Consider the following 24,765-nt stretch of genomic DNA (forward strand, 5'->3'; position numbering starts at 1 on the left):
CTGGTTTTTTTGTAGGTTAACAGGTCTTTTTTCCCTACCAAATAATTTACCGGAATTCCGAAATACTAAAGTTTAAGACGCTTGAGCACTTCTTTTCTATAAGTATTACCTATAGGTATTTTAGTGTTATTTAGAATGAGGCGAGATTTTTGAAGTGCGGTGATATATTCTATGTTAACCACGTAGGATCTATGAACTCTTAAAAATTTTCCAGAGGGAAGTTTGTCCAAAATTCCTTTAAAATTCGAAAGTGTAAGAAGGGGTTTGGAACCTGTATTTAAATGGATTTTAATATAATCTTTTAAACCTTCTATATAGCAAATATCCTTAAGGTAGACTTTTACATTTTCATAGTCGGCTTTAATAAAAATAAAATCCTCTTCGTAAACCGGGGGGTGATTATTACTTACAGATCCGGGTTGAGTCTCGGGTTGAGTGCGTTTGTTTTCATGGCGTTCGTTCGCACGGGAAATAGCTTTTAAAAACCTATGGAAAGGTATAGGTTTGACAAGATAGTCCGTAGCATTTAGATCAAAACCCTGTAAAGCATATTGGGGGTAGGCCGTTGTAAATATAAACTGGGGTAGCTTATCTATACTTTTAACCAGTTCTATCCCCGTTAAATTGGGCATTTCGATATCTAGAAAAACCAGGTCCACCTCTTCTTTATTAATGATATTTATAGCTTCAATGGGATTTGTACATTTAGAAACAATCTCGAGGCTCCCAATTTTTTCTATGTAAGACTCCAGGACATCAATTGCCAGGGGTTCATCATCTATTATTATACACTTCATACACTAAGATCTAATTTTAGATTAACTTTATATTGGTTGGAATGATTGCTAACTTCTAAATGGTGTTTGCCCGGGTATAACAGATTTAGCCTACTTCTCGTATTTTTTAAGCCAATGCCCGTATTATTACCGGTTTTAATTTTGTTCTGCGTAATATTGGTACACATAAACTCAAGGGTTTTTTGGCCAACAATAATATTTATGACTACCCTTGTTTTTCCCTGGGCATCCGTACCATATTTAAAGGCATTTTCTATAAAACTAATCAATAACAAGGGCCTTATTTTCTGATTAGTGATGGTGCCCCTAATTTCAAAGCTCACAAACTCATCGTTAGCAAGTCTTAGGCGCTGCAGTTTTAAGTAATTTTCTATATATTCTAATTCTTCCTTTAAGGCTACATAGTCATTATCTGTTTGGTAGAGCATATATCGCATCAATTCCGATAAAGTTATAATAGCTTCAGGGGCAGCATCGGATTTTTTTACACTTAACGAATATAAACTGTTCAAAGAATTAAAAAGGAAATGTGGGCTTAACTGGTTTTTTAAAAAATTTAGTTCTGCTTTACTTTTCTGGGTCTCAATTTCTTTCTTTTTTATTTCATTCTTATTCCATTCTATATAAATTTTGATAGAAGAGCCTATTACCAAAAAGCAGACATTAATTAAAATGGGGCCAAGGAAGAAAAAGGGTTCGGGCAGGGAAGGTTCTCTCCCAAATTGTTCTATAATCGCTCTTGAGGGCCGTGGTGGTGGTTCAAAAAATAGCGATTGTAAAAGGGGAACAAATACTAATATGCCGGAATAAATTAAATATTGAGAGGTCTTTTTTTGCAAGAGGAACTTAGGAACCAAATACAGGTAATTGATGTAAAAAACAACGATGGAAAAGATATGAAAAAGTAAAAACCGGTTATCAATTTTCCCGTTGTTGTTGTATGCCTGGTACAGCAAAATCACCATAAGGATAAGCCAGACAATCACATGAATTAAAAGCGGTTTCTTTCTAGTGATATAAGCACTTATTCCTGGCATTCCCGGGTTTTTAGTTTTTAGTATACTCATGGATTGAAAGGGACGGTTATTCAAATTCAACTCTTCTTCATAAAAATACTTGTCTTAAGCGATTTTTTGAAAATAGGAGTGCTCAATTTTACGCAAAGTTAATAAGCTAAGGAGTTCTTTTAACTCTATAATGGATAAACACTGGAATTCTACCTATTAAGATTGCTTTTTTGACTATCAAATTCGTGTTTTTAATACATAGTTATAATTTCCGTGCTCGTCCGTGGAAAAGATAGCTTGATATAACTTATTCGTTTGACGGCTTCTCCGCTCCTAAATTTACTCACTTTAAACAATTAAGAAGCTATTAGTCAAGAATAGGGGTTGTGGTTTTAAAGCAGTAATAACGAAAATATTCCATCATTATCAGAAACGGGATAAGGTTAAGACGAAGAAAATTGATGATAAAATATGGGCTGGTAGTCTTGGGGCTTTTACTAAGTTTTAGCGCCTATTCCCAGGAAAAAATTATGATGGAAGGAAAGCTTCAAGGTGAATTCTTTGACAAGACTTCCATTCATATCATTAACCAAAGAAATGAAAATGGTGTTAATAGTGATTTTGAAGGGAATTTTAATATAGAAGTTATGTTGGGTGATACGCTAATTGTTTCTTCTGTTCAATTTGAAAAGGTAAATAGGGTCATTACCCCCGAAATATTTAAATTAGAAAAAATCATAATTGATTTAAAACCTCAGGTAAACGAATTAGACGAAGTACGGTTAAGTAATATTTCTTTATCCGGTAGTTTGATGTTAGACTTCAAGGATATTGAAGTTATAGATAAATCTGAATTTGGATTATCATACGTGGAAGAAAGAACCAGGACTGAAAAAAAATTGCAAGCAGCAAATAGAAATTTATTTGCTACTATTTTTAATTCTTTTAGTGGGAAAACAAACCAACTGGAATCGATTAAGAATATTGAAGATAAAAGAAATCTTATAGACAGGGCAATACATGCAGTGCCAAAGGCGCTATTTAAAGATTTAAACCTTCCTGACAATCTTATTAAAGATTTTATTTATTTCTGTGCGGAAAACCCGAATTTTCATTTGTTAGTGGCCAAAGAAAGACATTTGGAATTAGTAGAATATTATCAGATGAAAGCCCCTAAGTTTTTAGCAAGAAGGAAATAATTAATGCAATAGCATTTAATAACCAACTGTCTTTGGTGACAACCATATCAGGCGCAATCATTTAATAAAAAAAGCAATATTATATCCATATATACGCCTGGTTCTACTAAGGTTTATAATAAGAGATTACCGGTATCTCATGCGAAGGAAGGTTCGGTCTGTTTTGCTACTAATTATATAATACCGGTTTGTGGAAGAATAAAGGCTTGGAATAATATTATTTTCCGAAACACGTACATTTCTTTCATTCCCATTTTTTTGGAAACTTCCGCTTTCGGGAAAATATAAAATAGTATAATTTTTTGGTTTTCATAGTTCCCTCAAAAATTCCATCTATAAATAAGACCTCTCTGTATATAAAATTAGATCGTACTTCCATTTCCTTTTTTTAATGTATGAAAGTATGTGAGATTTGGTGCGGAAGGTACCGCCTGATGAAAACATCCATGAATTTAATCATAGCGTGGCTTTTTCTTAAGGAAGCCAAAGGAATTGTTTCCCAGGCTACGGATGTTAAATACCAATAAGATAACAAGCTTGTAGCAATTAAAAAACATGGAGGAGCAAAAAGGAATTGGAAAAAAAGGGAGTGTTGCCGTAGCAAATTCTTATTTTAAAAATAGGTGGCACCTTTCCGAAAAATTACATCCTCTATTTCATTTATTACTGGATAGAAAAGCCCCATTTCCATATACTGTTACAATCCAGAAGTGGATTGGAATTAATGGAAGATTCCCAAATGAAAGTCCCGAACATTTAATACACAAAAAGGAATGGAGTCTGTTGCTTATTCTTTTTTAGAAATAAAATTTTGAATTATGTCCTTTTCTTTAAAAAGGTCATCTATATATCAGGTTAGAGAAAGCCGATTTGGAAAAACCAGTGAGCAACTCAGTTAGCGCATTTATGACGAAGAAAGTATTTAGCCTTTTGGCAGTAGCATGTAGTTTGATTTTTAGCAATGCTTCACAAGCTCAGGGCTTACCATTAGCAGATGGTAAAAAGTATATAATAGGCGATATTAAAGTTACGGGAACCGTAAGTTTTAACGAGCAAACCGTAATTGCTTATACCGGTCTGAAAAAAGGAGAAGAAATTTATATTCCCGGTGATAAGATAAGTAGCGTAATTCATAAGTTATGGGATATTGATCATTTCAGTGATATCAACTTCTACATCACCCATGTTAGTGAAGATAATGTAGCTGATCTTGAGATTGAAATACAGGAAGTTCCGAAACTTAATAAGGTGCAGGTTACCGGGCTTAAAAAACGTGAAAATGAAGAGTTAATAAAAGAAAACAAACTAAGATCAGGAGCTAAAGTATCTGAAAACCTTATTACCACCACCAAAAATTATATTGAAAATAAATACCGTAAAGAAGGATATTTTAATGCTCAGGCAAAAATAGGCACCAGTAAGGTTACTGATACCACTGAAAATGTCAACCTGGTAAATATGCTTATAGATATTAACAAGGGGGATCGTGTAAAAATTGCCGATATAAATTTTATTGGGAACGAAAAATTTTCTAATGCCAGGCTTAAAAGGGCGATGAAAAACACCAAACAAAAGAATATCATCCGTTTCTGGAAAAGATCGAAATTTGTGAGAGCAGATTATCAGGAAGACAAAGAAAATTTAATAGATAAATATAAGGAAAGCGGCTACAGAGATGCACGGATAGTAACCGACTCACTGGTTGAAATTGATGAGGAAACAGTCGCTTTAAGCCTTAAGGTTGAAGAAGGCGACCAATATTACATAGGTAACATCGATTATCTTGGAAATTCGGTTTATACAGATGCTCAATTACAAAGTGTCTTAGGAATTAATAAAGGTGATGTTTATAACGGAGTACTTTTTGATGAGCGAATTGCAGATGAAACCAGACCGGACGGAGAAGATCTTTCTAACTTATATAAAAATAACGGGTACTTATTTTCTACCATCAATCTTGTAGAAACCAACGTTTACAATGACACAATAGATTTTGAAATAAGAATTGTTGAAGGAAAAGAAGCTTATTTCAATAATATAAAAGTAACAGGTAATGATAAAACAAAAGATCACGTTATTTATCGTGAATTAAGAACAAAGCCAGGCCAGAAATACAGCCAGGAAGATGTTGTAAATACAGTACGGGAACTAGGACAACTTGGTTTCTTCGATGCCGAGCAGCTCGAACCTAAATTTGTTGATCCGGATCCACAATCCGGTACTTTAGATCTGGAATATTCTGTAGTAGAAGCCGGTGCCAGCCAGATAGAACTACAAGGTGGTTATAGTGGGGATGGCTTTATAGGTACTCTGGGACTTTCTTTCAATAACTTCTCTTTATCGGGAATTTTTGATAAAGAAGCCTATAAACCAGTACCAATGGGAGACGGGCAAACCCTTTCCCTTAGAGCCCAGGCCAGTACTACTTATCAAACTTATAGCTTATCTTTTCAGGAACCCTGGTTAGGCGGTAAAAAACCGGTAAGCTTACAAACCTCTTTTTCTTATACCCGTCAATTTTTATACGATAATACAACTGGAGAAGCAGACCGGAGCCGAAGTTTTGATATTTTTGGTATTAACGTAGGCCTCGCCAAACGTTTAACGATACCAGATCCATACATGACGGTTTCACATTCGGTTGGATTACAACGTTATGATCTCAATAATTATAATACAGGCCTATTTACATTTGGAGATGGCTTTTCCAACAACATCAATTATACTTTTGGTCTTACAAGAGATAACACTTATGTAAACCCAATTTTCCCAATGGGAGGTTCTAAATTTAAACTTACGGCAAAATTCACCCCTCCATATTCTTTATGGAATGGTGTAGATTATGCTAATTTAGATGAACAAAGAGAATTTCAACTGGAAGATGAAAATGGTAATCTTGTGGATGAAAGCGGCGAAAGGGTAACTCCAGAAAATGCAGTGGGCGACCCGGAAGAAATTGACCAAAAGAAATATAACTGGTTAGAATTTTATAAAGTAAAGTTTAGTGGAGAATGGTTTACCCAAATCTACGACAAACTTGTGTTAAGGACCAATGCTGAATATGGTTTCCTGGGAGCATATAACAGCGACCGTGGTATTCCTCCTTTCGAAAGATTCTTTCTTGGTGGTGATGGCCTTGGAACATATAGTTTAGATGGTAGAGAAACCGTTCAATTAAGAGGTTATCCAAACCAATCTGTAGTGCCTGTAGATCGCCCTGCGGGAGCGAGTGATGATGGCGCTACCATCTACAACAAATATTCTTTAGAACTTAGATACCCTATTAGCTTAAAGCCTTCAGCATCTATTTATGCACTTAGCTTTTTAGAAGCTGGTGCGTCTTATGATAACTTTAGAGATTTCAATCCATTTCAACTAAATAGATCGGCCGGTGCAGGTTTAAGAATCTTTATGCCGGCCTTTGGTTTACTGGGGATAGACTTTGGATACGGTTTTGACTCCATTGGAGGGCAACCAGGCGCAAATGGTTGGGAAACTCATTTCATAATCGGGCAACAGTTTTAAACTGACCGTTGATATTTAATTAGATTTTCGATGCCATAACATTGAGGAAATTCTGCGCTGGTCTAACCTGTATTTTTTCCTATGGTCCTATGGTTTCAGAGGGATAAAAATCTGAAAATCAGCTTTACAATAATCTTGAAAAAGTAGTATTATCAAAAATTAAAATTAAGATGAAGAAAATAATCATATTAATAAGTATGGTGATTGTTTCTGCCTCCTGCAGCGAATACCAAAAGGTATTGAAAAGTACAGAAGCGGGTGAGAAATATGTCCTTGCCGAAAAGCTTTATAACGAAGCACAGAAGGAGAATAGTAAATCAAAGTACCGCAAAGCCTTACGCTTGTTTGAACAAATTGTTCCACATTATCGGGGAAAACCTCAGGGGGAAAAGCTTGGCTTTTTATTTGCTGATACTTATTATCAACTTGGTGATTATTACCTTTCTTCTTATGAGTTTGAACGTTTCCAGCAATCCTACCCTAACAGCGAGAGAGTTGAGGAAGTGGTTTATAAAAAAGCAAGAAGTTTTTATGAACTTTCTCCAGGGTATGACGTAGATCAAACCGATACCCATAAAGGAATTGCAGAGCTTCAAGCTTATTTAAATGTATATCCAGACGGGGAATATACTGATAGAGCTAATGATATGGCTTCTGAGTTACGTATTAAGCTTGAAAGAAAAGATTATGAAATTGCAAAACAATATCATTTAACAGGAGAAGCCAGGGCCGGTAACTACCAGGCCGCTATTACTTCTTTTAATAATTTTCTTGCTAACAATCCGGGATCTCCATTTAGGGAAGAAGCGCATTATTACAGGTTTGATTCTGCATATCAGTTAGCCATTAATAGCTTTAGGGAATTAATGGAAGAACGCCTTGAAGAAGCGCTGGAGTACTATCAGGATTACAAGAAATATTATTCCGAAGGTAAATATAGTGAAGCAATCGAAGCTTCCGTAGAAGATATAAAATCACACTTACAAAATTTTTAATTACGATGTTGGTGGATGTGTTTGATCCATTATTGGATTTCCATGCTTTCTAAAATGATAATTGCATCTTTTATGAAGTAGAAGATGAAATTGCCGTCTGGATAAATAACGTTAGAATTGGTCGTGTTAGCCGATATTATGTTTATCGCCCGTACATGAAGCTTCTTCCAAAATTGATACGTTTGTCAGATTTCAGCGGATTGAGCAACATTGGCGGAATTTGTTCTTAAAGCACCAATAAACAATTCAAATCCACTAATCCGACTATAAGAATTATCCTGATTTTTTTCATTAATTAATTTCAAATATTGCCTGAGGGTTTGGGGTACAACTGGGGCATTTTACCTTCGAAGCTGATAAGGACTCTAATAAATTGATTAGAATTCCGTCAATCCAACTTTCGTACAGCCCTTGTGTGTGCCCCGCATTGGTATTTCTTCTTTTACAGAAAGGTAGAAGATTTTCTAAAGGTTGAAGTCCCGAATGTGAAATCCTGAGAATAACGCCTGTGGATTCACGAACCTGTTTCTTTTCTTTTAAAGCATTAAAAACATTCATTTTCACTTGGCTCCTTGTGGGTGTGGAAATTGTAGATGTCAAGGATGACCCTTGGGCATTTCCTAATATTACCAATTAAACCTTATCATTTTAAGTCTATATTGAATTCGCTCTAAAGTGGATGATCTGTTTTATTGATGGGTCAGCACATTCCCCTGCATTCCGCGAAAAGCTACATTTCGGGTAAAGAGCTTTCCTAAAAGTCTTGGACACCATCCTCAATTTCTCCTTTATATTTCATTAACCCTTCCCGATGCTCTGGGAAGGAACACTACATTCCCAATCCGAAATCGTGAATGGAGTCCGCTCCATCGGAAATTCATTATTGCATTTACTTCGCTTCCGGTTGTTTTTCAATTTCAGTCTTTCCATTTCCTTCCCGGCCGTAGCTGTCTCTACCTTTTTTGTGATGCAAAATACCAATATTTAGAAGTTAGTCCGGACTGCATAAGCCAGTCGTCCCTCCTTTTTATAAGTCCTCCCTAATTCTAAATATTGAAAATGTATAAGCATCAAAAAAGGTAACAGCTAACGGCTCTATGGGAAGTAAATCAATAAATAGAACTAATGAAATCATCTCAAAACAACATAACCGGAAACGAAGTAAAAAAATCAAAAAAGGAAAACGCTCCGGATATAATAAGTAAATCAATGTTTAACCCGCCTGCTTAGAAGGCAGGTGTCTAAATCTTTTAATTATGAGTAATCTAAAAAATCAAGTACAGTTAATTGGAAATGTGGGAAACACTCCCGAAACAAAGAATTTTGAAAGCGGTAAAAAAGTATGCAGCTTTTCATTGGCTACCAATGAATTCTACCACAAAGACGGGGAAAAAGTGCAACAAACCGACTGGCACAATTTGGTCGCCTGGGGTAAGCAGGCGGAACTTATTGAAAATTATGTGGAAAAAGGAAAGGAAATTGCCGTGCGCGGGAAACTGACTTCCAGATCCTATGAAACCCAAACCGGGGAAAAACGATATGTTACCGAAATCCTGGTAAATGAAATCCTGTTCCTTGGAAATAAGGAAATTACTGATTAAAAATCCAAAAAGCAAAGAGGGCGATACCGTCGAAGTTTTGCCCTCTTTTTTATTAACCCTTTAAATAAGCTAATAATGAAATCTAAAGTTAATGAAATAGCGGTAAGTTACAATGGAAGCCTAAAAACAAGTTTACTTCCAAAAATAAACAGTTCCAGCTGTGCGGCAGCATTGGCATTTGATCAGTGGAATAAAAATAATATTGAACTTCAGGAAACCTTTAAAATTCTATTGCTTAATAATGCTAATAGGGTTAAAGGGATCTATGAAGTTTCTAATGGAGGTATTACCGGGACCCTGGTAGACGTTAGAATCTTATTTGCCGTAGTTTTAAAGTCCTTAACCACGGCAATAATTTTATTGCACAATCACCCCAGTGGAACCCTCAAACCAAGTGAGGCTGATAAAAACCTGACCAGCAAAATTAAAAATGCGGCATCCTTTTTTGATGTTAAAGTTCTGGATCATATTATTCTTACTCCTGATGGTAATTACTACAGTTTTGCAGATGAAGGAATGCTGTAATTTTTAAAAAGTAAATTCTAAACAGATTTTAAAACACTTCTATTTTAGAGGTGTTTTTTTTGTTTTAATCCTAGCTTATATATTGCCAGAGATAAACCAGAGTCAAAGTAGTTTTAAAGAAAAAAAATAAAAAATATTCCTTTTTAAATTATACGATCCCAAGGAAGATGTAACTCAAAACGTATTCTAAATTAAAAAAGGAAAATCCGCTGTTACCTGGACTTTCCTTTCTATCATTAATGAAACATCAAATGATTATTAAATATATAAAAAATGTTTCAATTGTGAATTCTTAGCTTTTATTTTAGAAAAAAAATGTATCTTTAATTAGCTGAAATTCAGCTTTCAAAATTAAAACAGGTTATCCATTTTTTTGACTTTCGCCGATAATCCTGGACATCGAAAATTTATATAACAGGAAATTTTTTCCTGGAATTGGCAACTGGCTTTAGCCAGGTTGTATGCAAATTTTGTCCCGCCCTGCGGGACGAAAAGGAATAGCAAGAGGGTAACGGGCAAAGCCGCGTTTCTCATTCCTTTTCCTTTCTAATTAATTGATTATCAATTAATTAGAAATAATTGGTATCCTTCAATTATTCATATTTGCGACAAATGGCCTGCCAGAGCCCATTTTTAGGGAAGAATTTGCGACAAATCGGCGAATTATGGACTCATTTATCGGCATCAGGTTTAAAAAAGAAACTGCAAAACGTTTCCAGGAATTTTCCAGGAAACACTTCAAATCGCATACGGAAGCAATGGTTACGATGCTGGATTTTTTCTTTTACAATGAAATTTCTCCCAAAGAAAAATTAGGCCCCACCGGGAGAACAATAGAACAAACTTTTAAGAAAAGGATCAGTGCGGTGATCGCTATTATGAGGGATATGGAAAAAACCCAAACCAAACCCACGGTAGCTATGATCCAGTCTTTGTTTGAAATGGAAGAACCTAAAAAGAAACCACTCCTGCTTGAAAAAAAACAGGTGGAGGAAAAACAGGTGCAGTTCCGGGAGAAGAAAAATTATAATAACCTGTAAAACCCAGCGCTATGTATATCACCATCACTGCTCAAAAAATAGGAGGGAACTACTCCAAAAGTGCTGCTGGCTTTGTAGCCTACCTGGAGAAAGAAAACCAGGAATTAGCACCGGACGAAATGGAACATTTCTTCAATCAATACGAGGACAATATCTCCGCGGATAAAGTTACCCGCGAAATTGACGGCAACACTGCTAAACTCGAAAAAACAGAACCCAGGTTTTATTCCATTACGGTGAGCCCTTCTAAATATGAACTTAAACAGTTACAGAATAACAGCGAAGACCTGAAAAAATATACCAGGGAACTGATGAAAGATTATGTAGCTTCTTTTAACCGGGAAGTAAACGGGCGCCCCATCAGTATAGATGATGTAAAATATTTTGCTAAAATCGAACATACCCGATCCTTTAAGGGGAGCGATAAACAGGTACAGGAAAACCAGGCTTTTGCTTCTGAAATCCTTAACCTTAAAAATGAAATCCGAAAAATTAACCGGGGTGAATTTCAGGGAGATGTAGCCAGTAGGGAAAAACGTATTTCCCAATTAGAGAAACAGGCTCCGCATAAGCAAAATGGTGAACGCATCGTGCAGGGAATGAAGAAGGAAGGTGCTCAAAGTCATATTCATATTATTGTTAGCCGAAAAGATGCTTCTAACCGGTTTAGTCTTTCCCCGGGCAGTAAGTATAAAGCTTCATCCGTAGAACTCAATGGTAAAGTAGTTCGCAGGGGTTTTGACCGGGATGCCTTTTTTAAAAATTCTGAAAAAACCTTTGATAAAACTTTTGGCTATCAGCGGAATTTCGTGGAAACCTATAAAGCCCGTAAATCTTTTATTAAAAATCCAAGAGGCTATTTCGATAGCCTCTTGAAACTTCCCGCTCCTGAAAAAGCCATTGCCTTTAAAATGATGAAAGAATCCGGGATACCTATGTTACCCAGTATTCCAACCAATAAAGCCCAACTGGCTTTAAAAGTTTTCAATCGGCTTCGTAAGGGCATCGATATAGCCGTAAAATCTAGTTCTATTGGGATCTAATTTTTTTGATATGGAATTAAACAGCTTTATTCATTTGTTTGGGATCATTCTCTTTATTAGCTCCCGCAATAAGGGCGAAGATTAATACCGGGTAATTCCTGTTTTCATATCAGAATTTTCCCCTAAGAAGTGACCAGCTTTAAAAAGAAATCTCACTAAAAAGATGACTCCATGGATAATGGAAATATATTCCTAATAGTATCAGAAATATCGGCTACGAAATCTTAGATTCCACCGATTTGGGCAAAAAGTGAGGTGAAGACCAACGAGAAAAAAGTTGCCAGGGAGATTGATTTTTTCATAACGGAAAGTTTTAAAATTTTGATTCGTTTTCGTTATGAGAAAAGTACAAATTACAACACCTAAAATATTGAAGATCAATATATAGTGAATAAAATATTATTTGTATACGTTTGGTTTTCAATGCTTTCAATTGGTATTAAATTTTATGGATTTTTTAAAGTCGATTGTTGATAACTGAAAACAGGGGGGAAGCGCAAAGCGTTCAAACGTCAATTTCCTTTAAAGCGAACCTGAAATATGTTGATGATGATCAAGAACTAAAAGAAGTTGCAGATGAAGTGAAAAAGTATTCGTGGAAACTTGAAGATCTTAAATGGGAAAAAAGAAAAGCTAAGAAAGTATAAAAGCAATCCTAAAGCTATCGAGAATTGAAGCCGCGTGCTCGATTGCTCGGTGTTTAGGCCTCCTGGCCATACTCTTGTCCAGGCCTTATATTATATGGGAAGTGATAATAATTTGAAAAAACAACCGACTAAACAAAATGACGGGTGTAGAATTTAATTTTTATTTAAAGCAATTTTTATCCCCATTAGAATAAATACAAATGCACTTAATTTATTTAACCATAAACCGGCATTTGGATTGTTCTTTATTTTTTGAGAAAAAACACTTGCAAATACGGTCAAAATCAAAAACCAAACAATTCCAATTAATGCATAAGCAAAACCTAATAGAACGAATGGGACAGGGTTTTCCATTTGTGTTGGGTTTATAAATTGAGGAAAAAATGCCAAAAAGAATAATGCAACTTTTGGATTTAATGTATTTGTCAGAAATCCTGACCAAAAATCATTATTCCCTTTTTTTTGAACTTGTTTTCCATCATCTGTTGGCAAAAAATCCTTTCTGTTTTTAAACTTCAAAATGCCCAAATAGATTAAATAAAAAGCGCCTACATATTTAATTATCGTAAAAGCGTATGCTGAATTGGCAATGATAACAGATAGCCCCAAGGCAGCAAACAAAGTATGAGTTAGAACACCGGCGTTTACGCCCAAAGTGGCATAGATTCCTGATTTCCTACCTTGAGCGATAGACTTGTTCAAAACAAATATCGTATCAATTCCTGGCGTCATTATGAAAAACAAAGCCGTTACCATATAAGCGAATAAATTTTCGATTCCCGTCATTTTCTTTTTCTTTTAAATTAAACCTAAAACTTTCAGCAAAGAAACTACTTGGGATTCAAATCAGAAATACATATGTTTGATTAACTAATGCGAAAATTGCATTACTTATGACTATTCAGCAAATAAAATATTTTTTAGAACTTGCTAAAGAACTTCACTTCTGGAAAACAGCAGAAAAAGTTTTTATATCTCAATCATCATTAAGCCGTCAAATTCAAGCTTTAGAAGACGAAGTGGGAATACAGCTCTTTGAACGCGATAAAAGGAATGTGAAATTAACAGATGCAGGTAAATTTCTTCAAGAACATTGGACCGAAAAAATAAATGAATTTGAGCAAATTTTAAGACAAGCTAAAAAGATTGATGCGGGTAATTCAGGAACTGTTTCCATAACGTATCCTGGTTCCATTACTTTTGAATTTTTACCTAATTTTTTAAAGATTTTAAACACTAATTTACCTGAACTTAAATTAGAGCTGACAGAACCCACAGATGAAAATCACGAAAAATTGTTACTGGATTATCGTACGGATATAGCTTTTAGTAGGGATAAAATTGAAAATGCAAATATTGATTCTTTAAAATTGTATTCAGAACCAATATGTCTGGTCGTTCCCAATAATCATTGGATAAAGGAAAAATCACTACATAGCATAGCTGAATTAAAGAATGAAAAATTTATTATTTCAGGCTTACATCAGACAACGTTTTTTGCTTCTATGCTGAGAAGTTTATTTGATAAATATGGATTTGAACCAATAACAACAGTGGAGTCTGACTTTGGCGGAATGATATTGAATCTTGTTGCCAAAGAAATAGGGATTTCCATTCTTCCTCTTTCATTTAAAACAGCCAAAGTTGAAAACTTGCGATTTATTAAATTAGATGAAAAAATAGATTTGTATGTAAATTGGAGAAAGGACGAACTTAATAAAACCATTAGAAAAGTTGTTGAATACGCTAAATTTACAGAAAGAAAATAAGAAAACTGGTGCCAATACATATGAAATGTACCCGTACCAATAGAAACGTTGCTCTACCTTAGTGAACGTTGTACAGGCCTCTAATTTTTTTCTCAAAATTAGATTTTCAGGAGCATTGGTGGTTATTTAAACTTCTTCTGCTTTTTGCATTGGAACTTCAGGTTGTAAAAAAAGGAGCCTTATAACAGCCTAAGAACCCAGTGATTCATCCATTAAAGAGGAGGAGTGTTTTTTAGGCTATTTATGCAGACCAGAATTAAGACTTAAAAAGGATGAAGGTAGTGTTCCCCAACCCATAAACCCAATGAAATGTGAAGCTGCTACCTTTGGTCTCTGAAATGAAAAACCATGGTATTCACTTTCTTTTATCCACAGATCGCTCACTGAACGCGATTAAATTAAACAATTCCCGCATTCTGCTACGCACCCGGTTTCCGTAACGTTCTTCCAGTTCCTCAGCGTTTAAATTGGTGGTGGCGTGGGTTTTAAGTTTTCCTTTTGTTTCCAGAAAAAGTTCATACCTCGATAGCAGTACCTCGCCCATAACATTTAAATCCTTGCCATAAAACCTACCGGGTGGTTCTACACCCAGGTCATCAAAACAAAAGAATTTGGTGCTCCCATAGTCTTCGATAGTTTTATATCCGAGATGATTAAAACTGAAAGTGACGTTTCGGCTGGGAATCATTTCATATGGTCGCTGGTTAGGAACCAGATGCCGCAGTAATTTCATCAAAGTAGTTTTTCCGCAACCTACAGGGCCTGATAGTAAAATCCCCTTATCGATATCAATTCCGTGCTTTTTGCAATTTTCTTTATCACGGATAAAGTAGGAGCACAGTTTTAGCAGGACCGGTTTATCTTCTTGGTAAATTTTAAATTTCTTTCCAAAAAGGAGTTTTCCCTTAGCGTTGAGATACACTATAATCTTAGGAAAATCATAGTGCACACATTTCCCGTCGAACTTACCCAGGGAATATTCCACACCACCTTCGGTTATTTTAGAGGGGTTGTCCATAATCCTTATTTTTAGTGGTTCGCAGGTTGTCCCTGAACCGGGACACCTCGTGTTTATTTAATTTCTTTTTTTGTCTCGCCAGCGATTTTTTTTCAGCCCAGTACAAAGCAAGGGCTCGCCAATCCCTGACCTCCAGGCCATCGCTGGTAAGCCAATCCCGATCTTGATAATATTCGAAGAATGTTTTTGCGTAATCTGGATCAAGATCCTTATCCTTAAAAAAATTCAAAACCACCTCCAGGCTGTTTGGTTGTTTATTATGTTTTATTAGTTTGGTATTGTTTATAGTAGATACCAATGCTAGTCCATTTAAGGGACGCTGCGAGTACATAGCTTGTTCATTATTGGGAGGGTATCGGTGCACTACTGGTTCTTGTATGGAATGGTAGCGTTCCGCAAGCTGTTCGAGTTTGGGATCGTAGTGTCCCTCATCTGGTTCATCACCTGTCCCAATAATGGTCATCTTAATTTTACTGCCTTTGTATGGATTATTTGAAGGGAAATAACTTAGGTATTTCCAGGTATCAAGATCGGTAACACACCTGTGATAGGTGGATTTTGAACCGATCTTGGCTACTTTCATTAAATCTCTGCGGTTTACAAAAAAATCGTTTGCAAACCGGCTGCTATTCCATTCCTGGAATAAGGCCATATATAAACTGATATGGGTCGGATTTAAGCGGTCATCAAAATAAAACTTCTCAAAAGCTGCGTTTAATTGCTTGATATAATTCATTTTTATAGCTCTAAATTAAGTACACGATTCTCTTCCATAACCTTTTGGATTTCCTGAGCATCGTAATAAATTATACCGCCTATCTTAGTGTAGGGGAGCGTGCCGTTTATTCGTAGGTTCTGAAGTGTTCCCGGACTAATTTGTAAATAATCCATAACCTCTGAAGATCTCAGGTATTTTTTTATTTTACCTGATTCCTGCTGGTTCAGCAGTTGTTTAATGTCTTCGAGTAACTCCATTTTGAAATCCTGAAGATCGTCGGTGGTAATAATTGATGTTGGCATAATAGAATAAATTTTATGGCTTGGAACATTTCATTTGTTTGTTCCTGACCTTGTTTGACAATTGTTCTATAAAATTGAAATTGTTTCCAGGAAATAATTCCCTAGGTTTTTCGTAGTACGAAAAAATTTAACGTTTAATAGAAAATGACGGGGATTGCTATAATTTGAGGTCCAGGTAGAAGGGAAGAAGTGCGAATTCTATGTAAAATTAATGGAGAGCTGATTTTCGTAGTACGATCTACTACGAAAAATTACTTTTCATCATCCTGGCGCATTTTTGCTTCCAGGTTGCCAGCGATTTGGTATAGGTATTTGGCTCTTGGATCTTTTCTGGCTCTCATCTCACTATAAGTTTTATGATAATTATCGAGCTTAATATTAAAAAAGTCTTCAAAGGCAGAGATAAGCGTTTTAAGGTCTGCAGTTCCGTGGTTGATATCCCCTTTAAGGTATAAACTATAGATTACTTCTACTAAAGAAGTTTTGGATCCGGACCATCGTAATAAATTTGGTTGGCGTTCCCGGAAATTCCCAATGCTTCCGGGCTGTATCAATTCTAATTTCTCTCGGATATAATGGATGTACCTGTATAAAGCCTGGACTTTAGACCAAAGCATATCGTGGCTGGTCGAAAATTCAGGATTTTGATAATAGTTAATAGTTGGGCTAAAGGAGAAATCCATTTTTCCACTGCGACTGAAAAATTGTGGATCCAGGTAATTGTGGTTTTGCTCCATATAGTTGACAAAACTGTTATTTTCAGAAAAAAATCTATTGATCTTTTTAATCTCCTTTTCCAAATAACGAACTTTATGAGAGTTACCGACTTTTGGGAGCTTTAATTCACAAGACCTGACTTCGGTAAAATAAATAAGATAGCTCATCGGTAAAGGTTTTATGTTTTTAAAAAACTCGATTTCTGCTTGAGTATTTTCAAAATCATCCTTATCTACTTGCTTTTGTAATTTAGAAAGAATTTTAATACATAAATTAATGCCATCTTCAGCTTTCTTCAAATCAGGTTTACCTGACTGAATTAGGCTTTCAACATTTTCGCTGAATATCGACATTGTTTTCTCGAACATGAGATTTGTATTTAATGAAAACAAATAATGCCTCTGCTGTGCTATTTTCAATACGGCTTTTTAAAAGGGTAAATATTAAAAAATATGCTTCAAAGGGGGGTTAATCTTTTTGTAGCCAATCTAAAGCTTCAAGACTAAAGTTGTCATCCGCCTGAACATAGGCTATTTTAGGTATTAAAGTGGCTCCCAATTTCTTTTTTTCAAAGCTGGCACTAAAGCCAAATTTAATTTTTTCGAATTTTAAAGTTCCGGCCGTTTTTATTGTCTGGTATAATAGCTGGCGATAGATATTGAATTTTTCATTATATCCATAATCCATCCCTACAAAAGCGGGTATAAAAGTTTTTCCGGATCGCGTTATAAACATCACGCCTACGATCTTATCCGAAATGTTAGGACTTTCTGCTTTAAGATATAACGTTAGAAAATCCCACTTCGGACTTTTAACCATTTTAGAAAACAGCTTTTTAGGAAATTTAAAAATGTTAATTCCTAAATTGTTACTCCAAACTTCTTCAAATAACGTATAAAATTTGTCAATTTCTTCGGGAGTAGGTGAGATTACAATCCTGGTTTGAAAATAATTCTCAAATGCCTTGATATCCTTGTTGAAATGTTTCCTGGAGCGTTTGCTGAGTGTAGAAAGATAATGTTCTTCATTTCGCCAGTTGAAATTGGCAATTTCACAGGAGTCGGGCATATCTATGGATATGAATCCTTGCTCGTGAAAGAAAGTGTTCAACGTATTTGATTTTTCAAAATCCCTTAAAATGATAAGTTTAGCCCCCATCTTAGTCTTTATTTCATCAAGTTTCTTCAGAAATAACCGCATCGAGCGAATATGTAAAGGATGATCATCGTCTAAAAACAAATGAGCTCCCTCTGAAAAAACCGAGCCTAAGGATAGAACGACATCGGTCATATAATAGGGATCCTCTTCACGCATTTCTTCGATGACTCTTGAGGTATTAGCATCAGAAAGCATATCATTTTTTAAAAGCGCACTGGTAAGAGATGCTGCCAAAACAATTTTACCATTTTTATCCTTTATCGTAATGTAATGGAATCCCCAATTATGCTCCTTTAAATTATTACTGGTAAAGACTTTCTCCAAAAAATTAAGGCCATCCCAGTCAAATATACCCTTTCCGGAAAAACAGGTATCCCATTCCGTTTTATTTATCTGTTGAATTGTTTCCGTAGATTCCAGATTTAGTTCCTCAACTTGTGTACCTATAGTATTATTTTTTTCAGTTTCCTGAATTCCAAATGATTTATAAATCCTGGTTAAATCAGTATGAGTTTCCTCCATAGCCAAGGGAAAGTAATAGCTCATAGAATCTACCAAGGCTTGGATATCCTTCAATTCATTATGCCTGGAAATCGTTATTCTAACCCCGGTATTCTTAACCGGAACGGCCGGGAATAACCCAAGGTTTACAAAAAATCCGGCATTCATCATTTTGCTTACAAAATTATACCCTGTGGCCGGTAGCCCCGTCCCAATGTAAAATACCGGAGAAGCATTTTTGTGTACCAGCGGCAAATCTGATAACTCCAGTAAATGATTGAAGTAATTTATTTTTCGCTCCAAATCTGATTGTAAATCATAGATTTCCGGGGATAAATGAATATCGGCTGAAGCAGTTGCAGCAGCAACCGAGGCAGGTTCCAACTGGGCAGAAAATGTGAGCGGCCCTCCGAAATTCTTTATCTTTTTATGTAATTTCTTATCAGGGCAAACCAGAATGGCGCCACTAGCTCCAAAAGTTTTACTCAGAGTACCAAACAATAGTATATTTTGTGGAAGATCTTTCAATACGGACATCACATAGCCAGAACCGTTTTTTCCTTTCCAGCTCATTCCATGGACATCATCAATGTAAAGATGTAATTGCGCATACTTTTTGGATAACTCCATCAGGTCATGTAACGGGGCAAAATCCCCGTACATAGAATAAACCCCGTCCGCCATATACCAAATTTTATTAGCTTTATTTCTTAAGTCTTTGATATAGTGTTCCAGCATATCCATATTGCTATGTCTGATCATTCTTACTGTTACCCCTTTTGATTTTAAAACCTCCGTGGCACTTTGTACACTCCAATGTACCTGGTGATCCAGGATTACCGCATCACCAGCTCTTACAGCAGTGGGAATTACTGCTAAATGGCCAAGCGTACTGTTTTTAGTGATGAGTATGGGGTGCTGGTACATTTGGAAAATTTTTTCTTCCAACGGCGCATAGAGCGGATGTGAAATGTATGTTTTGGATAACGGAAACTGGGTTCCGTATTTTTCAATAGCATTTATTGCTGCCAATTTTAACCTTTTATCTTGTTCAAGGCCCAGGTAACCCGTAGTACCGAAGTGATAGGAAGGTTTGCCGTTAATGGTAATACGCCGTCCGTTTAATTCCCTGCCTTCTGCATGGAGATGGATTATCCCCGCATTGGTTGCATTAGTGACTACTTCATCAACCGTATCCAGGAAATTATTGTGTTTAATCTTAGCCATAACTTTGATATGAAAATTTCCTTTTCAAGCTATGATAAATATCTATTGAAATTCTGACCATTATAATAAAAGGTCTTTTCAGAACAGTTATACGGCTTTTCGTTCAAATACCATTAAATCCTATGAGAATAACTTTATAACATAGTATATAAAATCAAGGAAGATGTTCTGGTAAGACGTATTGAAATTTTATTCTATATTAGTGATATCCAAATTATTACGGGATGGTTGTGGATGGTACTTATGCAAAAATGTGGATTTCCAATGGGATCCTCTACTTTGTCTATAAAGAAATTTATGAGATCAATAGGAGTATGGCCAAACAGATCGTAAGCCAGCGGTTACAGCTGCAGAATGAAAATTCATATCCTATATTTTGTGATCTAAGGGCCGTCACCATTGCACAAAAACAAGCCAGGGATTATTTAGCCATTGAAGGTGCATATATGACCACCGCACTAGCCCTGCTTGTAGAAGATGAGCACGCCATGGTAATCACTCAATTATTTATAAAAACAAACAGCCCGGCTTATCCTACCCGGGTATTTACAGATAAGGAAGAAGCGCTTTCGTTCTTGCAAGACTATAAAAAGTAACCCTTCAATAAAACAATAATTATGAAAAAAGAAATTAGCAATGAGGAGAAAATGAGATTCAATTCTCTGTATCAGCAAATCATCGAAATTGCCTGTGGTAATTTTATGTTTCGCCAGGAGCCATCCGGTCGTAGAGATCCATTAGATACTGTTGCAGTATTACTCAATATGATGTCCGAGGAAATTTATAATTCCTGTTTTAAACCCCAGCAACGTGGAGAACATCCGGAATTTCATTTTTCAATATTTCTGGATAAAAATTATCATATAACTTCCTATACTTACGAAACTCCCAAGATCCTGAAATGGGATGAAAAAAAAATTGATAGGCCGGTTTCAGAAATTCTTTCCAATAATTCAGTAACTATTTTAAAAGAGGAACTTGAATCAAATGGTGAAAAACCCTATCAGCGATTAATTTCTTTAGACTTTATTACTGAAAATAAAAGCCTATATAGAGCTCCCTGTACTATCCAAAAGATGACGGGCATCAATTCAGACTGTTCTTATGTAATTACCGCTTTTCGTTTCGGAAATAAAGAAGAGGAGGACGAGAAAGATAGTAATACCGCCCGGTCTTCAAAATCAGAAAAGAAGGAAAGTGCCGCTACAAAAATACTGCTAAAGCAAGTTCGTCTCTATATTCTTCGAAATCTACATACGGAACTGCCCTCCCTTAAGGAATTAGGACTTATACACCGTACGAATAAAACCAAGCTCAAAGAAGAATTCAAGAAGATGTACGGCACTACGATACCCCGATTCCATATGAAAAAAAGACTCGAAAAAGGTGCCCTTTTAATTCGAAGTACTGAATTACCTATTTCCATAATTATGCAGAAATGCGGTTTTAAGGATCATTCGCATTTTTCTAAAAATTTCAAGCTTCAATACGGTCAGACGCCTTCGCAATATAGAATCAAAAATGCCTGGTCAATTCAATAACAGAATAGTTTTTCGGCTTTAGCGACCATTTTCTTTGAGCTTATTTGATGAAATTTACTATTGTAAATGATAGTAGCCATAAGCTTATACTACTTTCAATTTTCAGTAATGCACTGGAATATTTACACCATAAAAGAAACGTTACAAATCTTTTTGCGCAGAAAGTAGGAGATGCCGAAAATCCTTCAAAGAGTAGGTGTATATTAAAACTTTTTATTATGAAATATCTAAAAGTAATTTTACCGATGTTGGCAATAATTTTTGCCATAGGATTGACCTTTGCAAGCGTTAATTCTGAGCCAAAGCCAGATGTACAAACTACTGATTTTATTTATCTGGGTAATGATAATTGGCAGTCGATACCTGAGCAGGAATGCCAGGGAACTGAGGAAAACTGTCGAGTTCAGATTGGTGCAGGAGGACCTGTCTATGATGTCTATGATGAAATGGATCTTGGTACAGTAAAGTTAAGTCCTGCAGATCAGGAGCCTACTGTAATTAATCTTGATTAAAAAGTAAGGTTTGAATATTAACCCATTGGAGCACAGCTGCAATGGGTTAATTATTGATAATTTTAAAAAAATGTTATTCCATTTTTACTTCGTGCATGTATTCTGGTTTTAAATATGTTTTAGCTGTTTGAATGATTTCCTTAAAAGTTAGGTCTTTGAGATAATTTTCTATAGCTGATGATGGTATCGGAGGTTCTTCAAATCTGTAATATCGATACAACTTCCTTGCAATATAAGAAGGCTGATTGAGTGCCTGGGGTGTGTAAATAGATCTTATTCTGTTTTTTTGATTTTCAAATACTTTTTCCGAAATATCAGCCTCTTTTAAATTCTCAATTATTTTATTTGTTTTTTCTCTTATGATAGGTAATTGTTCAGGTAGACAGCTGAAACGAAACTGTACTTCAAATCGCTGTGTCCTTCTATCAAAATAGGCACCAGCACTAATTGTATATAATGAAAGTTCCTCTTTATCCCTTAAGTCATATATTAAACTATTAAGCATTTGGCCCAGTACCCTAATCTTTAGTTCTTCTTGCCAAACTTTTTTGTCTGGAGGATTATGAACAAATCTTATTCCATAAAATGAATTTTCTGTTTCATAAAGGTCTGAGGCGCTTAGCTCATAATATTTGGGACCATCAGGTATCTCAATTGCTTTGTTTTTATCAGTACAAATTGTTTTTGAATTGGAGGGAATATTTCCTACATATTTCTGAAAAGCGGTGAGCACCGCATCACTATCAAAATCACCTGTAACAATAAAAGTGAAGTTCCCTATATTCCCAAATAGTTCTTGATAATTTCTATGTGCTACATTAAGATTTACCCTTTGAGATGCTTTTACCAAATCTGAGGCTATGGGAAGCCTTGTGGAGTCTCTCGTTACTTTCTTCAAAGCATCAATAAGGTCCTTTGAGGGGTTTATAATATATCTAGCATCCTGTAAATATCCTTTTTTCCAGTTTTCAAAAGCTGCCTGGTCTTTACGGGGTTTTGTAAAATATAAATATAAAAGCTGAAGAAATTTATCTAGTTCTTTAATAGATACTTCAGATTCAAAACCACTTTCATTACTGAAGATATAAGGATTAAAACCCAATTTTATTGATTGGGTATTTTCATAAATTTTTTTTAAATCCTTCTTTTCATAAGATCCGACTCCTGAGCTTCTTATAATTGATGTAGCAAACATTGTACTGTTGTATTCTTCTTTCGGAAAATAAGAAGCCCCAAATGGTGAAAATCCCCGAATGGTTAAAGCGTTGGAATTTGTGCTTTTCATTGGTTTTAGGATGAGTTTCGATCCATTCTTTAGTGAATAAATTTCAGTGTCTAATTTGCCTGGTTTGGCGTTCAATTTTTTACCAATTGGCAGTGAATCCATTTGGTTTTGGCTCAATAATCTTTTTATTTCAGATTTAGGTTTATATGGAAACACTTTTTCCATAGCTTTTTTCTTAATTATTTCCTGGGTCTTTTCTTTTGAGGACAAAGGAGATTCGCTGTCCTCAGGAAATATCAAGCCCATCTTATCCGGTGAAGGTTTTATTATTTCTTTTATTAGACGATTTATTTCCTCTTTGGAAAGTTTTGATAGCCAATTTATAATGATTTCCTTTTTATTAGTCGGTAGGGCTTGGCCGTTTACAAAATAATCTTCTATTTCGTTTACCCAATATCGGTTTTTTGAAGTATCATAAGATTCTAGGGTTTCTAAAATATTATCCTTGGCGTTTTTAAATTCTTCTTCTGTAATTCCATATTCTACGAATTGTCTTAAAATATATAAAGTATTCTCCAGCGCTACTTTTTCATATTGCAATTCAGTATTGATAGTAATAGTTAACATATCTCGAGGGATATTCCAAACAGGGGTATATGAACTATAGATAGTTGTTCTATCGTCTATCTTAGAACTTTCATTAAACCTCGTTTTAAGTATATCCGTAACAATTTCTCCTTGTATTTGTCTTTGTAGTCTGCCCAACCCTTCATCCTTTTTTTTGTCGACCTTATGCTTATAAAAAAGATACATGTTGACAGCTTTAAACTCATATGCAGAATTTCCATTTGAATTTCGCACAACGCTTGTGAAATTCTTTTCACTCTTTGGATTACTTTGTTCCTTTCCTTTGGGTTCTACTTTATTTTCTGAGGACTTTAATTCCTGGAAAATGGATTTAATATTTTCTTCTAGTTGTTCAGTATTTTCTATATTCCCAGCAATTATCACAGCCATTCGCTGCGGTTGATACCATGTATTATAAAATTTTTGTAAATCCTGGTGCGGAAAATTTCTATTATGTGAAGAAAAAGATTTTTTGCTATTAACTACAGAGAAGAGTGTGCTGTGCACATCATTGTACGCTGTTGTTTGAGCACGACTGGCCACACCACCTCGATATTCCTGCAGTAGTACACCTCTTTCCCTATCTATACTTTTTTTGGTAAGGTCCAGACCTGAAGCAATGTCTTTAAACCAGAGTAAACCAGTATTTATTGCCTTCTCATTTTCATAGGGAACATTATAGAAATATCGTGTAACCCCGGCGCCTGTTCTTCCGTAAATATCATACATTTTCATTCCAAACTGGCTCAATATTTTAGAATTATTTTTAAGACCATCAGGGAAATTATCGCTCGGTCTAAAGGATAGATGTTCAATATGATGAGCGAAATTTAACTCATGTTGTTGCTCATCTTGGGATCCTACTTTTACTAGAAAATTCATGGTTATTTGTTGATTAGAATTTTGCAGAGGTTTTATAAAATAAGTAAGGCCATTATCTAATACACCTGTTCTTATGCTTTTATCCAGAGTCAAACTATCCTCAGAATTATGGTAGGCAGTTTGTGCTAACACTGGTAGAATCCATAAGAATATCAAGCTCCAGACTACTAATGTTTTTAATGAATTCAT

22 protein-coding genes and 1 pseudogene are annotated in these 24,765 nt (G+C 35.4%); 13 read left to right on the plus strand and 10 right to left on the minus strand.

All coding sequences use genetic code 11. The features are described from left to right. Positions 1-65: 65 nt before the first annotated feature. Complete coding sequence (locus B5X53_RS05390) at positions 66-797, minus strand: LytR/AlgR family response regulator transcription factor (protein WP_079712221.1); 732 nt, start codon at positions 795-797, stop codon at positions 66-68. Further along, on the minus strand, positions 794-1,864 hold the full coding sequence (locus tag B5X53_RS05395; RefSeq protein ID WP_079712222.1) for a sensor histidine kinase: 1,071 nt from the start codon (positions 1,862-1,864) through the stop codon (positions 794-796). Before B5X53_RS05395 ends, B5X53_RS05390 begins: the two co-directional genes overlap by 4 nt. 398 nt (positions 1,865-2,262) lie before the next feature. Between B5X53_RS05395 and B5X53_RS05400 the strand changes: the two genes are divergently transcribed. From B5X53_RS05400 to mobB, 8 genes are all read left to right on the plus strand, one after another. Then, complete coding sequence (locus tag B5X53_RS05400) at positions 2,263-3,003, plus strand: hypothetical protein (RefSeq protein WP_143533242.1); 741 nt, start codon at positions 2,263-2,265, stop codon at positions 3,001-3,003. Positions 3,004-3,558: 555 nt separating this feature from the next. After that, the gene (locus B5X53_RS05405) at positions 3,559-3,804 is read left to right on the plus strand and encodes a hypothetical protein (RefSeq protein ID WP_079712224.1); all 246 of its coding nucleotides are present in this window, start codon (positions 3,559-3,561) and stop codon (positions 3,802-3,804) included. Positions 3,805-3,909: 105 nt separating this feature from the next. Next, on the plus strand, positions 3,910-6,528 hold the full coding sequence (bamA, locus tag B5X53_RS05410; protein WP_079712225.1) for an outer membrane protein assembly factor BamA: 2,619 nt from the start codon (positions 3,910-3,912) through the stop codon (positions 6,526-6,528). Positions 6,529-6,698: 170 nt separating this feature from the next. Next, positions 6,699-7,523 carry an outer membrane protein assembly factor BamD gene (locus B5X53_RS05415; protein WP_079712226.1) on the plus strand — a complete coding sequence of 275 codons (825 nt, stop codon included), beginning with the start codon at positions 6,699-6,701 and terminating at the stop codon, positions 7,521-7,523. 1,256 nt (positions 7,524-8,779) lie between these two features. After that, positions 8,780-9,124, plus strand: coding sequence for a single-stranded DNA-binding protein (locus tag B5X53_RS05425; protein WP_079712228.1), 345 nt, complete (start codon positions 8,780-8,782; stop codon positions 9,122-9,124). A gap of 75 nt (positions 9,125-9,199) precedes the next feature. Further along, positions 9,200-9,649, plus strand: a complete 450-nt coding sequence (locus B5X53_RS05430; protein ID WP_079712229.1) for a JAB domain-containing protein — start codon at positions 9,200-9,202, stop codon at positions 9,647-9,649. A 665-nt stretch (positions 9,650-10,314) separates the two neighbouring features. Then, positions 10,315-10,689, plus strand: a complete 375-nt coding sequence (locus B5X53_RS05435; protein WP_079712230.1) for a BfmA/BtgA family mobilization protein — start codon at positions 10,315-10,317, stop codon at positions 10,687-10,689. An 11-nt stretch (positions 10,690-10,700) separates the two neighbouring features. After that, complete coding sequence (gene mobB, locus B5X53_RS05440; RefSeq protein ID WP_079712231.1) at positions 10,701-11,732, plus strand: MobB family relaxase; 1,032 nt, start codon at positions 10,701-10,703, stop codon at positions 11,730-11,732. 16 nt (positions 11,733-11,748) lie between these two features. Here mobB and B5X53_RS19290 read toward each other — a convergent pair. Next, positions 11,749-12,034: pseudogene (locus tag B5X53_RS19290) on the minus strand (hypothetical protein). Positions 12,035-12,202: 168 nt separating this feature from the next. On the opposite strand from B5X53_RS19290, the gene B5X53_RS19020 reads away from it, so the two are divergent. Beyond that, positions 12,203-12,379 carry a hypothetical protein gene (locus B5X53_RS19020; RefSeq protein WP_157822118.1) on the plus strand — a complete coding sequence of 59 codons (177 nt, stop codon included), beginning with the start codon at positions 12,203-12,205 and terminating at the stop codon, positions 12,377-12,379. 153 nt (positions 12,380-12,532) lie between these two features. Here the strand turns inward: B5X53_RS19020 and B5X53_RS05450 are convergent, their stop codons facing one another. After that, entirely contained in the window at positions 12,533-13,165 is a 633-nt protein-coding gene (locus B5X53_RS05450) for a LysE family translocator (RefSeq protein ID WP_079712232.1), read from the minus strand. A gap of 107 nt (positions 13,166-13,272) precedes the next feature. Between B5X53_RS05450 and B5X53_RS05455 the strand changes: the two genes are divergently transcribed. Beyond that, complete coding sequence (locus B5X53_RS05455; RefSeq protein WP_079712233.1) at positions 13,273-14,148, plus strand: LysR family transcriptional regulator; 876 nt, start codon at positions 13,273-13,275, stop codon at positions 14,146-14,148. Positions 14,149-14,503: 355 nt separating this feature from the next. On the opposite strand, the gene B5X53_RS05460 is transcribed toward B5X53_RS05455, so the two are convergent. The 5 genes from B5X53_RS05460 to B5X53_RS05480 all read right to left on the minus strand — a co-directional run bounded on the left by B5X53_RS05460 (position 14,504) and on the right by B5X53_RS05480 (position 19,789). After that, positions 14,504-15,166: a P-loop NTPase family protein gene (locus B5X53_RS05460; RefSeq protein ID WP_079712234.1), complete on the minus strand. Its 663-nt coding sequence runs from the start codon at positions 15,164-15,166 to the stop codon at positions 14,504-14,506. Beyond that, positions 15,150-15,902 (minus strand): hypothetical protein, encoded by a 753-nt coding sequence (locus B5X53_RS05465; RefSeq protein ID WP_079712235.1) that lies wholly within the window; start codon positions 15,900-15,902, stop codon positions 15,150-15,152. The genes B5X53_RS05460 and B5X53_RS05465 overlap by 17 nt, the downstream gene beginning before the upstream one ends. A 2-nt stretch (positions 15,903-15,904) precedes the next feature. Next, the gene (locus tag B5X53_RS05470; RefSeq protein ID WP_079712236.1) at positions 15,905-16,186 is read right to left on the minus strand and encodes a helix-turn-helix domain-containing protein; all 282 of its coding nucleotides are present in this window, start codon (positions 16,184-16,186) and stop codon (positions 15,905-15,907) included. Positions 16,187-16,437: 251 nt separating this feature from the next. Next, complete coding sequence (locus tag B5X53_RS05475; protein WP_079712237.1) at positions 16,438-17,271, minus strand: RteC domain-containing protein; 834 nt, start codon at positions 17,269-17,271, stop codon at positions 16,438-16,440. A 100-nt stretch (positions 17,272-17,371) separates the two neighbouring features. Then, positions 17,372-19,789 (minus strand): aminotransferase class I/II-fold pyridoxal phosphate-dependent enzyme, encoded by a 2,418-nt coding sequence (locus B5X53_RS05480; RefSeq protein WP_079712238.1) that lies wholly within the window; start codon positions 19,787-19,789, stop codon positions 17,372-17,374. A gap of 224 nt (positions 19,790-20,013) precedes the next feature. Here B5X53_RS05480 and B5X53_RS05485 point away from each other — a divergent pair, with 224 nt between their 5' ends. Genes B5X53_RS05485 through B5X53_RS19295 form a run of 3 tightly spaced genes read left to right on the plus strand, consistent with a single transcriptional unit; the run spans position 20,014 to position 21,842 of the window. Beyond that, the gene (locus tag B5X53_RS05485; protein ID WP_079712239.1) at positions 20,014-20,385 is read left to right on the plus strand and encodes a DUF7793 family protein; all 372 of its coding nucleotides are present in this window, start codon (positions 20,014-20,016) and stop codon (positions 20,383-20,385) included. A gap of 21 nt (positions 20,386-20,406) precedes the next feature. Then, the gene (locus tag B5X53_RS05490; protein ID WP_079712240.1) at positions 20,407-21,330 is read left to right on the plus strand and encodes a helix-turn-helix domain-containing protein; all 924 of its coding nucleotides are present in this window, start codon (positions 20,407-20,409) and stop codon (positions 21,328-21,330) included. A gap of 47 nt (positions 21,331-21,377) precedes the next feature. Continuing rightward, positions 21,378-21,842 carry a DUF6520 family protein gene (locus tag B5X53_RS19295; protein ID WP_232764128.1) on the plus strand — a complete coding sequence of 155 codons (465 nt, stop codon included), beginning with the start codon at positions 21,378-21,380 and terminating at the stop codon, positions 21,840-21,842. A gap of 73 nt (positions 21,843-21,915) precedes the next feature. Here the strand turns inward: B5X53_RS19295 and B5X53_RS05500 are convergent, their stop codons facing one another. Then, entirely contained in the window at positions 21,916-24,765 is a 2,850-nt protein-coding gene (locus B5X53_RS05500) for a M16 family metallopeptidase (RefSeq protein WP_079712241.1), read from the minus strand.

This window comes from Salegentibacter salinarum, assembly GCF_900168115.1.
In the GTDB taxonomy this organism is placed as follows: domain Bacteria; phylum Bacteroidota; class Bacteroidia; order Flavobacteriales; family Flavobacteriaceae; genus Salegentibacter; species Salegentibacter salinarum.